This window comes from Amycolatopsis sp. NPDC004747 (assembly GCF_053601335.1).
In genome coordinates this window covers 165804-177916 of the sequence record NZ_JBSGBQ010000016.1, presented here as the reverse complement: position 1 = coordinate 177916, position 12113 = coordinate 165804, and the positions used below count along the sequence as shown (strand labels likewise).

Genomic DNA, 12113 nt, shown 5'->3' with positions numbered 1-12113 from the left:
GCGCATCAAGGCACAAGCGCCCGCGCGGGTGACCGTGACACATGTGACGAGGTAAAGCAGTGGTGGCGACCGATCCGCAAGCCGGCACAACGGCTGCGCAGTCCTCCCCGGGACTGCTGGGCCAGCTCATCCGCTTCGCCCTGATCGGGGGCTTCTGCGCCCTCGTCGACCTCGGCACCTACACGCTGCTGACGCAGGTGGCCGGGATGGCCACCTCACCGTGGGTCGACATCGCCCGCGCCATCTCTTTCATCGTGGGCACGACCACGGCGTTCTTCCTGAACCGGAAGTTCACCTTCGCCGGCGGCCGCCGCGACGGCAAGGCGCAGATCGGCTCGTTCGTCCTGCTCTACACCGTGACGTTCTTCGTCGCGGTCGGGGTGAACCAGCTGGCGCTGCAGGTGCTGCCGGAGTCCGCGTGGCAGCACACGCTGTGCTGGGCCGTGTCGCAGGCCACCGCCACCGTGATCAATTTCGTGATGCTCAAGTGGGTCGTGTTCCGCGAGCCGTCGACTGAGGAGAACTGAGGAACCATGCCCGGTAAGACAGCCACCCCGGCGCCGAGCACCCAAGCCGGCGCGGCCGCCGAGACGCGGTTCACCGAGCACACTCCGCAAGGCCGCCTGACGGCGCAGCGCGGGCTCTTCGCCGGCCCGGCGCCGATCGTCAGCAAGGACCTGTACGCCGAGCTCGAGTGGGGCGCGGCCGTGCGGGAACGTGCGTCGATCACCCTCGAGCCCGCCTCCAAGGTGTCGGGCAACACGTACTTCGGCCGGTTCCCGGCCAGCTACTGGCAGCGCTGGACGAACGTGTCCGAGGTCTCGGTCGAGGCCGTCGTGACCGGCACCGGCCTGCTGTCCATGGGCGCGTCCGACGTCGAGGGCGAGCCGCGCGTGGTGGCCGCCGAGCAGGTCGCCGACGCCAAGCAGCGGAAGGTCGCGCTGACCGGCAAGCTGGACAAGTTCTACGACGGTGGCGCGCTCTGGCTCGACCTCGAGACCGAGGGCGGCCAGACGCTGCGCGTCGAGCAGGTCCGCTGGACGGTCGAGGCGCCGGAGAAGATCCGCCCGACCGCGGTGACCATCTGCACGATGAACCGCGCCGACGACTGCCTGAAGAACCTGCAGGCCCTCGCCGCGGACGTCTCGTCGCTGGAGACCCTGGACGCGATCTACGTCGCCGACCAGGGCACCGACCTCGTCGAGTCGCGCGACGGTTTCGAGCAGGTCGCCAAGGACCTCGCCGACAAGCTGCACTACATCAAGCAGCCGAACCTCGGCGGCGCCGGCGGCTTCACCCGCGGCCTCTTCGAGGTGGCCGGGCACACCGCCACCGAGCACGCGAACGTCCTGTTCATGGACGACGACGTCCTGCTCGAGCCGGACCTGGTGATCCGGATGACGGCGTTCTCGAACCGCGCCGCCGACCCGATCATCGTCGGTGGCCAGATGCTCAACCTGTTCCACCCGAACCAGCTGCACGTCGGCGCCGAGTACGCGCGGCTCAACACGCTGGAGCCCGGCCAGCCGGTCGAGCACTCGCTGACCACCGCCGACCTGCTCGGCGTGGACGAGGAGACGCTGAAGCCGAACCGCCAGGAACGCCGCCTCGACGCCGGCTACAACGGCTGGTGGTCGTGCCTGATCCCGTACGAGGTCGTCAAGGCCACCGGCTACCCGCTGCCGTTCTTCTTCCAGTGGGACGACGCCGAGTACTCCTACCGGGCCCGCGCGCACGGCTTCCCGACCGTCACCCTGCCGGGTGCGGGCGTGTGGCACGCGGACTTCCACATGAAGGACTGGGACGAGTGGCACCGGTACTTCAACCTGCGCAACTCGATCATCACCGCGGCCCTGCACTCGCCGTTCAACCTGAACCTGCTCTCGCGGGTGCTGCTCGCGCAGCTGGTGCGCTACCTGCTCGGCATGCAGTACGGCCTGTCGGCGACGCTGATCAAGGCCGTCGAGGACTTCCTGAAGGGCCCGGAGATCCTGCGTGACGGCGGGGTCGAGGCCATGCAGGAGATCCGGCGGATCCGCGAGAACTACCCGGAGACCAAGCGCCACAAGGCGACCGACGTCCCGGGCATCGCCTCCAGCGACATCGGCATCATCAACACCCCGCCGCGGCCCCCCTTCCAGCGCGTGGTGCTGCTCAAGCGGGTGCTCGACCGGGTGCTCGGCCGCAGCCGCTTCGGGCTCGGCGCGGTGCCGATCGACGAGGCGAACTGGTGGCACATCGCGCAGTTCGAGACGGCGGTGGTCACCGACGCGAGCCAGGAAGGCGTCCGCGTCCGGTCCTACGACCGGGTGAAGATGTTCGCGCTGGCGAAGCAGGGCGCGCGGGTCATCCAGCGGCTGCGCAAGGAAGGCGCGGCGGTGCAGGAGCAGTACAAGCGGGCGATGCCCGAGCTCACCTCGCGCGAGAACTGGAAGCGCCTGTACAAGCTCTGATCGTCTTTCGCGAAGGCCGTCTCACGTACGACGTGAGGCGGCCTTCGCCGGTTTTGGCTCGGTGCTGTCAGGCGTGCATGCCGAACACGGTGCTCTTCCGGGCGAGGTCGTCGACGTACGCGGCGGCCACGTGGGCGAAGTTGACCGCGACCGGCGAGTGGTCCTTGGTGGTCACCGTTTCGACGGCGCCGTCCTGGACGAGCTGGGCGAGCCTGCCCGCCAGCCGCTCGGATTCTTCGGTGGTCAGCGCGAACAGCAGCGGTTCGCCGCCGGTGGCGAGGTGCAGGACGAGGGCGGGTTTCGGGTCAGCCATGCGTCCATCGGACCAGCGCCGATCTTGCCCCGGCAAGCGGGTTCGCTGAGGGCGGAGCTACGGTTTTCGCGAAGGCCGGACTCATCCGCGGGGGGTTGGAAGCGAATGCCGCACTCGTTCTCGCTGTCGCTGGCAGCGGTGGACATCCTGCTGGAACAGCTCGGCTTCGGCCGCGCGCCGACGCCGTTCGAGGTGCCGCACGTCGGCACGACCGTCGAGCAGCGCGCGATGATCCGCGACGCCGTCATCCGCGACCTGACCGGCCGCGGGCTGTGGAGCCGCGGCCGCCTCGACGCGGACGCCGAGCTGGCGCTGGCCACGTTCGTCCGCGGCAGCGTGACCATCAACGCGGCCGCCGAGCTGGGCGATCGCCACCTGTTCGCCCGCGTCGCCTCCGACGGCCAGTTCGCGGTGCTCGCCCGCCAGGAGGACAACCTCATCGTCTTCGAGGAGGTCCGCCCGACGGGCATCGTGCCGGCGATCGTCGACCTGCTCCCGCTGACGCCGGCGGCGCCCGGCCAGTCAGTGACGATCTCGCGGCCGGTCCAGCAGCCCCGCCACCAGCGCCGCGACGAGGCGTACGACCCGTTCGCCGGCGTCACCGGCCCGCGCTCGCAAACCGGCGGCGGTGGCCCGCAGGTCCGCATGATCGAGCGCGTCTTCCAGGAGCCGAAGAAGCGCGTGGGCCAGTTCACGGCCCAGACCCGCGCCGGCACGTTCCCCCCGCTGGCCTGGTTCGACACCCCGAACGGCCGCTGGCTGATGTCGTCGCGCGCGGCCGCCGACGGCCAGCGCTGGATCACCTACGCCCCGGCGGACAACGCCCGCCTGGCCCAGCAGCTGTACGCCCAGCTCGAAGGCCAGTTCTGACGGTCCGGAACCGTTCGGCCCGAGCCCGCGTCGAAGGTGAAGATCGGTGAACGGCCGTGGCGGAGGGTGTCCGGCTAGTAGACTCCCGGGTGCACACGCACGGGTGAAGCGATTCGGGGTGGAACTGCGATGTTGATTGCCGACGGCGGGGGCGGAGGCTCGATCGCCGACATTGTCAACCCGCTCTCTTCGGCGAGCATGGGCGCCGCGGTCCTGGCCGTCAAGGCCGAGACGGACAAGCTGGTCGCCGCGGCCGCGAACGGTGGTTTCAAGATCACCCCGGAGGGTGTGAAGCCGATCCGGGACGCGCTGAACGAGCTGGTCACCGACCTGCGGGGCCTCGAGCAGACCACCTACACGCTCAACCAGTCCCCGCAGCTGGGCAACCACCCCTACGGGCACACCATCGCCGCGCACGACCAGAAGGGCGCGGCGCAGGCGGAAGGCTCCGCGGGTGTCGTGCTGGCCCAGCTCCGCGAGGTGGCCGAGCAGGCCGATCAGGCGCTTGCGCGCGCCGCCGGTCTCTACAACGCATCCGAGAACGCCGCCCTCGACGCCATGAAGTCCAAGCCGTAGGGAACGATGAAACTCCTCGCACGCGCTGTCCTGCCCCTCGCCGCAGGTGCCTGCCTGCTGGCCGGCTGCACGACCACCCAGCCCGGAACCGCATCGCCCGCGGGGTCGGAGCCGCCAGCCACCTCCGGCGGTTCGGCGTCGGCGGACCCAGGCAGTGCCACGACCGCGTCGCTGGAACCGTGCACCCTGCTCACCCCGGCGGACATCAGCTCCTACAGCACGTTCGGCGACGGCAAGGAGCAGAAGCTCGGTACGGCGCGTGTTTGCGGCTACCTGAACAAGACCTCCACCGCCAGCGAAGAGAGCGTGGGCATCAACGTCGCGATCCGGGATGACGCGCCCCTCGGTTCGGTGGTCGACACCGGGAACGGCATCAAGGACCTGGAGATCAACGGCCGCAAGGCCAAGGAAGCGTCCAGCACCGCGCCGCTGGGGTGCACGGTCGCCCTCGGCGTGGGGGACAAGGCGCGCGTCGACGTGAACGTCACCTCGGTCCGGACCGTCGAGAAGGCCTGCCAGATCGCCGAGGACGTGGCCACGAAGGCTGTCGAGCCGAAGCTGCCCAAGGGGTAAGGGGACCCAGATGACGACGCGACGAGACCCGGCGCCGAAGACCGAGGACAAGACGCCCCAAGAGGTCCAGAACATGGCGCCCGCCGAGCGGGATGCCTACCTGCAGCGGAAGGCCGAAGAGGGCGTCGATCCGAGCAGCTGGTTGTTCGGGCCGGTGCAGCAGTGGATGGCCCAGGCGCGGGCCAAGAACCAGTCGCAGCAGATGGGCGACAAGAACGTCAAAGAAGCCACTCAGGGCCGGGACGTCGAATACGTCTCCGGGCTGAACGCGCCGAACGCGGACTACAAGGGCACGGACCACGCCCAGCTGCAGGCGTTCCTCCAGAGCAACCTGAACGTCGACCAGGTGTCCGAGGTCTCGACCGCCTACCACGAAGTCCACAAGGTCTTCGACAAGTTCGCGCAGTCGATGAACACTGCCGTGAACGCGTCCAAGGGCACCTGGGAAGGCACCGCCGCCGAAAACGCGCAGCAGTACTTCACCAGCCTCAGCAAGTGGTCCGACGCCAACTCCCAGAACGCCAAGCTGGCCTCGGAAACCATCTACGACCAGGGGCAGGCCGCCGCCACGGCGAAGAACTCCATGCCCGCCCCCATCCCGTTCAGCTGGAAGGACGAGTTCAAGGACTGGGCCACCTCGAACCCCTTCAACCTGCCCGACAACGTCGACAAGTCGATCCAGAAGCAGAAGGACAGCCAGGCGGCGCACGACGAGGCCGCCGGCGTCATGGCGACCTACGACAAGAACCTCTACGAGGCCGCCTCCAAGCAGCCCGCCTTCGCGCCGCCGCCGAGCTTCAGCACCGGGGGCGGCAGCGGTGACCCCAACGGCACCGGGGACAAGAACGGCATCGACCAGCGGAACATCACCATGCCGGTGTCCAACCCGGTGAACACGCCGACCGGGAACCACAACAACAACTTCGTGCCCGGCACCACCGGGACGCCGCACTTCGCCGGGCCGGGCTCGACCACCGGGTCCGGGTTCGTGCCCGCGGGCACCACCACGCCGTCCGGCTTCACGCCCAGCTCCCTCCCGGCGGCGTCGACGTCGAACCAGAACCAGCAGTTCGGCGGGATGCCGCCGATGAGCCCGATGCCGATGGGCGGGATGAACTTCGGCGGCGACGAGGCCTACAACTCCAAGGTCGGCGGTGGCGGCGGCGGGCGCGGTGGCGGCGGCGGGTTCGGGCCCGGCGGCTCGAGCGCCGGCAACGCGACGGGCGCGGGTGCCGCGTCGGGTGCTGCCCGGCCCGGCGGGATCGGCGCCGCGGAAGCGGCCGCGGGCCGCGGGATGGGCGGTCTCGGCTCGGGTGCCGCCGGTCGCGGCGGCATGGGGCCCGGCGGTGGCGGCCTGGGCCGCGGCCAGAAGGGCGAAGGCGACGAGGACACCGAGCACTCGCGCCCGACCTACCTGGTCGAGGGTGACCCCGACGAGGTCTTCGGCACCGACATGCGCACGGCGCCGCCGGTCATCGGCGAGTAGGGCGTTCAGCAGAAAGGGCCCCCGCGGTGCGCGGGGGCCCTTTTTTGCTGGGGGCTCAGTAGCGGTAGAACTTCTCGGCGCGGCCCTGCCGCACCAGCTTCAGCCACTGCAGGAACGCCTTCGGGTCGCGCTTCACGCCCACGAAGTACAGTCCGAAGCGGACGATCTCCAGCGCGCCGATCTTCCGCATGCCCGGCTGCGACAGCAGGTAGCCGCGGTTGCGGTAGGTGTAGTACCGCTTGACCTCGTTTTCCGGGTCCTGCGCGTGGAACTTGCCGCCCAGCATCGGCTTGAACTCGTCCGAGCCGTCCGGGTGCAGGTACTTCGTCTTCAGCGACGTGCCGAACGGCAGCCCCGAGCGGGCCAGCCGGCGGTGCAGCTCGACCTCGTCGCCGCGGAAGAACAGGCGCAGGTCCGGCACACCGACGACGTCCAAAGTGGACGCGCGGAAGAGCGCGCCGTTCATCAGGGACGCGATGCCGGGCAGGAAGTCCGTGCCCAGCTCGGACTGCGCGCGCTTCCAGGTCAGGCCGCGGCGCAGCGGGAACGCCAGCTGGTCCGGCGCGTCGATGTTCGACACCACCGGCGAAATCTCCGCCAGGTCCCGCTTTTCCGCTTCCTCCAGCAGGATCGCGAGGACGTTCTCGTCGGCCGGGCGCCCGTCGTCGTCGGCCAGCCAGACCCAGTCCGCGCCCAGCGAGAGCGCGTGCAGCATGCCCAGCGCGAACCCGCCGGCGCCACCGAGGTTCCGGTGCGACGGCAGGTACGTGTGCGGCAGCGGGTAGTTCTCGACGACTTCGCGCGCGGAGTCGTCCGGCCCGTTGTCGACGACCACCAGGTGGTCGACCGGCCGGCTCTGGGCCGCGATGACCTTCAGCGAGTCCGCGAGCAGCTCGCGCCGGTGCCGCGTGACGACCACGCCGACGACCGCGCCGTCGGGCAGCTGCCGGGTCTCGCTGGCCATCATTCCCCGCCGTTCGTCGTCGCCACCGGCTCGATGCCGAAGCGCTCCAAGGTTTCCTGGCTCATGTTTTCGAAGGGGTCACGCCCCTTGTACGACGTGAGGACGTCCCGCAGCGAACCCTGTTGCTTGAGGTGACCTTCGTCCATCCAGATGGCCGAATCGCACAGTTCGAACAGGAACTCGTCGGAGTGGCTGGCGAACACCAGGATCCCGGAGCGCTTGACGAGGTCCTTGAGGCGGTCGCGCGCCTTGTTGAGGAACGCCGCGTCGACCGCGCCGATGCCCTCGTCGAGGATCAGGATTTCCGGGTCGATCGAGGTGACGACACCCAGCGCCAGCCGCACGCGCATACCCGTCGAGTACGTGCGCAGCGGCATCTGCAGGTAGTCGCCGAGCTCGGTGAACTCCGCGATGTCGTCGACCCGCTTCTCCATCTCCTTGGCAGTCATGCCGAGGAAGAGGCCGCGGATGATGATGTTCTCGACGCCCGAAATCTCCGGGTCCATGCCGATGCCGAGGTCGAACACCGGCGCGATCTTGCCGTTGATCCGCGACGAGCCGCGGGTCGGCTCGTAGATCCCGGCGAGCAGGCGCAGCAGGGTGGACTTGCCGGCGCCGTTGTGCCCGACCAGGCCGACGCGGTCGCCTTCGCGCAGGCTGAGGGTCACGTCGTGCAGGGCTTCGATGATCGGCACCTTGGTGTCGGTGCCGATCTTGCCGCCGACCTTGCCGAGGACCTTCTTCTTCATCGACCGCGTCTTCGCGTCGAAGATCGGGAAGTCGACGAACGCGTTGTGGACGTCAATGGAAACCATGTGTCACACCCAATAGGAGACGCGGGCACGGTAGTTGCGCATCGCGACCAGCGCGAGAGCCCAACCGACGACGGTGATGGAGCCGACCACGATCCAGTTGCCGACCGAGAACTCCTGCCCCAGCAGCGGCGCGCGGACCACCTGCATGAAGTGGTAGAGCGGGTTGATCTTGACGACCGGCAGGATCCAGGAGGCGGCCTCGCGGGAGCCGCCGGTCATCAGCTGGTCCACCGGCCAGACGATCGGGGTGCCGTAGAAGAGCAGCTGGATCAGCGAGTTGATGACCTGCGGGATGTCGCGGAAGCGGGTCGAGATGATGCCGAACAGCAGCGTCACCCAGCCGGCGTTCAGCGCCAGCAGCAGGAAGCCGGGGATGGCCAGCAGGATGTTCCAGCTGAGGCCCGGGTGGCAGATGTGGTTGGGGACGCACGCCCCGTCGCCGAGCAGCGAGTACTTGTTGCTGAGCGCGCTGAAGAAGATCGCCAGCACGGCCACGTAGACGATCATGTTGTGGGCCAGCATCAGCGTCTGCCGCCACACCGTGCGCAGCATGTACACGCTCAGCGGCGCCGGAAGCTGCTTGATCAGCCCCTCGTTCGCGATGAACGTCTCCATGCCCTCGGACAGGCAGCCGACGATGAAGCCCCAGATGATGAAGCCCGTGGAGATGTAGGGCAGGAACACCTCGACCGGCAGCTTGAACAGCTGCGAGTACAGCAGCCCGAGCCCGACCGCGAGGACGGCTTGGGTGATCGTGATCCAGAAGGGCCCGATCACGGACCTGCGGTACCGCTGCTTGATGTCCTGCCAGCCCAGGTGACCCCAGAGCTCGCGGGCGCGGAATCCGGCCTTGATATCGGCGAAGGCACGCGAGAACGTCTTGCTGTCCGACGTCGGGGGAGCCGACGTCGCCACGGCTGAGTCTGCGGCCTGAACCGTGCTGGTGGCATGCACGTGGACGAGGGTACCGATGGGTCCGGCACCGGCCTGGCCACCCCGCCCGCAACCAGCGCGCGCGGCGGGTGCGTCGGTGACCTGGACTACAGTCTGTCACGCGAAACGATCCGTTTTCGGCGCGAACGTCGCGAATGACCCGTTGGAGCTCCGGACGTCCTGGCCCGGAGTTGTCCACAGAGGTTGTCCACAGGCCCCTCGGTCTGTGGACAACCCGGCTGTCAGAGGTACTGACCCGTCCCCGAGATCCCCGGCCCGTGCTCGTGACCGAGGCCGGGCGCGCCCGACGGACCGGCCGGCAGCCCCCGGCGCATCTGCTCCAGCTGGACCCGCGCCGCCATCTGCTGGGCGAACAACGCCGTCTGGATCCCGCTGAACAGGCCCTCCAGCCAGCCCACCAGCTGCGCCTGGGCGATCCGCAGCTCCGCGTCCGACGGCGTCGAGTCGTCGGTGAACGGGCGGACCAGCCGCTCCAGCTCGTCCTGCAGCTCCGGCGCCAGCGCCTTCTCCAGCTCGCGGATCGACGTCTGGTGGATCTCGCGCACTCTGGTCCGCGACGCGTCGTCCAGCGGGGCCGCGCGGACCTCCTCCAGGAGCTGCTTGATCATCGTGCCGATGCGCATCACCTTCGCCGGCTCCTCGACGAGGTCGCCCACCGACTCGGGGTGGTCGCCGTCGGCGGGGGCCGCTCCCACCGGCGTGCCGTCCGGTCCGACGACCACCACGTGGGGTGAAGATTCCTGGCCCGGGTCACCCGCTGTGAAGTTCGGCTCGGTCATGTGCTCCATCCTGGCTTGCCTTCGACACGCTCCGCGACACCCAGGGGGTGTCCGTCTCCGAGCGTAGCCGTAAACCGGGTTCCCGGTGGCTCTCCACCCAACCCCGGACGCACGGCGAAACCGCACGTCCGTACGGTGTCCCCATGGCGTTCGACGTCGCTCGTATCCGTGGGCTCTTTCCCGCGCTGGGTGACGGCTGGATTCACTTCGACGGCGCCGCCGGAATGCTGGTCCCGGAACAGGTCGCTTCGGCCGTTTCCACGGCGATGCGCGCCCCGGTGTCCGGGCCGGGCGGAGCGTTTCCGGCCTCACAGCGCGCGGAGAGCATCGTGACCGCGGCCCGCCGGGCCGTGGCCGACCTGGTCGGGGCCGACCCGGCTGCCGTCGTGCTCGGGCCGAGCGCGCCCGTGATGCTGCGCCGGCTCGTCGACGCGCTCGCCGAGCGCTGGACCATCGGCGACGAACTCGTCGTCTCCCGGCTCGACGAGCAGGCGAACCTCGCGCCGTGGCAGCGGGCCGCCAAGCGCGTCGGGGCCGTCGTGCGGTGGGGCGAGATCGACATCGAGACCTGCGAGCTGCCCGCGTGGCAGTACGAGCAGCTCGTGTCGGCGCGCACCAAGGCCGTCGCCGTCACACTCGCGTCCGGCTCCGTCGGGACCCGGCCGGACGTGCCGACCATCATCGAGTTCGCCAAGCGGGTCGGCGCGCTCGTCGTCGTCGACGCCACCTACGCCGCGCCCTTCCTGCCGCTGGACATCAACGCGCTCGGGGCCGACGTCATGGTCGTCTCCGCCCAGGCCTGGGGCGGCCCGTCGGTGGGCGCGCTGGTCTTCCGCGACCCCGAGCTGATCGAGCGCATCCCGTCGGCCTCGCTGGACCCGATGGCCCGCGGCGCCGCCCGCCTGGAGCTCGGCCCGCACGCGTACCCGCTGCTCGCCGGGCTGATCGCGTCGATCGACTACCTCTCGGGCCTCGACGACGCCGCCACCGGCTCGCGCCGCGAGCGCCTGGTCACCTCGCTCGGGTCGGCGAAGTCCTACCACGCCGGGCTGCTCGCGCAGCTGTCTACGGAACTGCTTTCGCTGCGGCACATCATGGTCATCGGCAACGCCATGCGCCGGATCCCCGCGCTCGCCTTCGCCGTGGCCGGCAAGAAGGCGCCCGAGGTCGCCGAGTACCTGGCGACGCAGGGCCTGTGCGCCTTCGCCGACGACGGCACGAGCGGCGTCTTCGCGTCGCTCGGCGTCGGAGAAGTGGGCGGCGCCGTGCGGATCGGGCTCGCCCACTACTCCAACGTCTTCGAGATCAACCAGCTCGTGCGGGTCCTCGAAGAGCTGCGTTAAGACTTCGCTGCCAGCAGGACCTTGCCGAAGACGCTGCCTTCTTCGAGGACGCGGTGCGCTGTCGAGGCCTCGGCCATCGGCACGACCTGGCCGACGATCGGCTTGACCAGGCCGTCCGCGACCAGCGGCCACAGGCGCTCCCGGACGTCGGCGACGATCGCCGCCTTCTGGTCCAGCGGGCGGAACCGCAGGCCGGCGGCGAACACCGAAGCCCGCTTGCCGAGCAGCGCGCCGACGTTCAGCTCGCCCTTGACCCCGCCCTGCATGCCGATGACGACCAGGCGCCCGTCCTGCTTCAGCGCATCGACGTTGCGGCCCAGGTAGGACGCGCCCATGTTGTCGAGGATGACGTCCGCGCCGCCGGTCGCCTCGCGTAGCACCTCGACGAAGTCGGCCGTCTTGTAGTTGATCGTGACGTCGGCGCCGAGCTGGCGGCAGCTTTCGAGCCGGTCCGGCGAGCCCGCCGTGACCGCGACGGTGGCGCCGAGCGCCTTGCCGACCTGGATGGCGTGCGTGCCGATACCGCCGGCACCGCCGTGGACCAGCAGGACCTCGCCCTCGGTGAGGTTGGCGTGCATCACGACGTTCGCCCACACCGTGCAGGCCACCTCGGGCAGCGCGGCCGCGGTGAGCAGGTCGATCTCGCCCGGCACCGGCAGCAGCTGCCCGGCCGGGACGACGGCCTTCTCCGCGTAGCCGCCGCCGGAGAGCAGGGCGCAGACCTCGTCGCCGACGTTCCAGCCTTCGACACCTTCGCCGAGCTCCGCGATCGTGCCCGAGCATTCGAGGCCGAGGGTTTCGCTCGCGCCGGGTGGCGGCGGGTAGTGGCCCTGACGCTGCAGCAGGTCCGCGCGGTTCACCGCGCTCGCCGCGACCTCCAGCAGCACTTCGCCGGGTCCGGGCCGCGGATCCGCGACCTCCGCCCACTCGAGAACGTCCGGGTCACCTGGTTCACGGATGGTGATCGCGTACATGTGTCGACTGTAT

At 69.7% G+C, this 12113-nt stretch carries 13 protein-coding genes; 7 read left to right on the top strand and 6 right to left on the bottom strand.

Going from position 1 to position 12113, the window contains the following annotated elements:
- The first annotated feature begins 59 nt into the window (after positions 1-59).
- Positions 60-527: a GtrA family protein gene (locus tag ACWEGE_RS26080; RefSeq protein ID WP_449663062.1), complete on the top strand. Its 468-nt coding sequence runs from the start codon at positions 60-62 to the stop codon at positions 525-527.
- A gap of 6 nt (positions 528-533) precedes the next feature.
- Entirely contained in the window at positions 534-2453 is a 1920-nt protein-coding gene (locus ACWEGE_RS26075; RefSeq protein WP_449663061.1) for a glycosyltransferase, read from the top strand.
- A gap of 67 nt (positions 2454-2520) precedes the next feature.
- On the opposite strand, the gene ACWEGE_RS26070 is transcribed toward ACWEGE_RS26075, so the two are convergent.
- Positions 2521-2766, bottom strand: coding sequence for a hypothetical protein (locus tag ACWEGE_RS26070; protein WP_449663060.1), 246 nt, complete (start codon positions 2764-2766; stop codon positions 2521-2523).
- Between the two features lie 105 nt (positions 2767-2871).
- Between ACWEGE_RS26070 and ACWEGE_RS26065 the strand changes: the two genes are divergently transcribed.
- The 4 genes from ACWEGE_RS26065 to ACWEGE_RS26050 all read left to right on the top strand — a co-directional run bounded on the left by ACWEGE_RS26065 (position 2872) and on the right by ACWEGE_RS26050 (position 6271).
- Positions 2872-3636 (top strand): ESX secretion-associated protein EspG, encoded by a 765-nt coding sequence (locus tag ACWEGE_RS26065; protein WP_449663059.1) that lies wholly within the window; start codon positions 2872-2874, stop codon positions 3634-3636.
- A gap of 129 nt (positions 3637-3765) precedes the next feature.
- A complete protein-coding gene (locus tag ACWEGE_RS26060) occupies positions 3766-4212 on the top strand; it encodes a hypothetical protein (RefSeq protein ID WP_449663058.1) in 447 nt (148 codons plus the stop codon).
- 6 nt (positions 4213-4218) lie between these two features.
- Positions 4219-4785 (top strand): DUF3558 domain-containing protein, encoded by a 567-nt coding sequence (locus ACWEGE_RS26055; protein WP_449663057.1) that lies wholly within the window; start codon positions 4219-4221, stop codon positions 4783-4785.
- Between the two features lie 10 nt (positions 4786-4795).
- Positions 4796-6271 (top strand): hypothetical protein, encoded by a 1476-nt coding sequence (locus ACWEGE_RS26050; RefSeq protein WP_449663056.1) that lies wholly within the window; start codon positions 4796-4798, stop codon positions 6269-6271.
- A 55-nt stretch (positions 6272-6326) separates the two neighbouring features.
- Here the strand turns inward: ACWEGE_RS26050 and glfT1 are convergent, their stop codons facing one another.
- The 4 genes from glfT1 to ACWEGE_RS26030 all read right to left on the bottom strand — a co-directional run bounded on the left by glfT1 (position 6327) and on the right by ACWEGE_RS26030 (position 9792).
- Positions 6327-7235: a galactofuranosyltransferase GlfT1 gene (gene glfT1, locus ACWEGE_RS26045; RefSeq protein WP_449663055.1), complete on the bottom strand. Its 909-nt coding sequence runs from the start codon at positions 7233-7235 to the stop codon at positions 6327-6329.
- Positions 7235-8050 (bottom strand): galactan export ABC transporter ATP-binding subunit Wzt/RfbE, encoded by an 816-nt coding sequence (wzt, locus tag ACWEGE_RS26040; RefSeq protein WP_449663054.1) that lies wholly within the window; start codon positions 8048-8050, stop codon positions 7235-7237. Before wzt ends, glfT1 begins: the two co-directional genes overlap by 1 nt.
- Positions 8051-8053: 3 nt before the next feature.
- The gene (gene wzm, locus ACWEGE_RS26035; protein WP_449663053.1) at positions 8054-9004 is read right to left on the bottom strand and encodes a galactan export ABC transporter permease subunit Wzm/RfbD; all 951 of its coding nucleotides are present in this window, start codon (positions 9002-9004) and stop codon (positions 8054-8056) included.
- 221 nt (positions 9005-9225) lie between these two features.
- Complete coding sequence (locus ACWEGE_RS26030; protein ID WP_449663052.1) at positions 9226-9792, bottom strand: bacterial proteasome activator family protein; 567 nt, start codon at positions 9790-9792, stop codon at positions 9226-9228.
- A gap of 134 nt (positions 9793-9926) precedes the next feature.
- Here ACWEGE_RS26030 and ACWEGE_RS26025 point away from each other — a divergent pair, with 134 nt between their 5' ends.
- Positions 9927-11126, top strand: coding sequence for a cysteine desulfurase-like protein (locus tag ACWEGE_RS26025; RefSeq protein ID WP_206784010.1), 1200 nt, complete (start codon positions 9927-9929; stop codon positions 11124-11126).
- On the opposite strand, the gene ACWEGE_RS26020 is transcribed toward ACWEGE_RS26025, so the two are convergent.
- Entirely contained in the window at positions 11123-12100 is a 978-nt protein-coding gene (locus ACWEGE_RS26020; RefSeq protein WP_449663051.1) for an NAD(P)H-quinone oxidoreductase, read from the bottom strand. The two genes, ACWEGE_RS26025 and ACWEGE_RS26020, sit on opposite strands and share 4 nt — an antisense overlap.
- Positions 12101-12113: the final 13 nt, after the last annotated feature.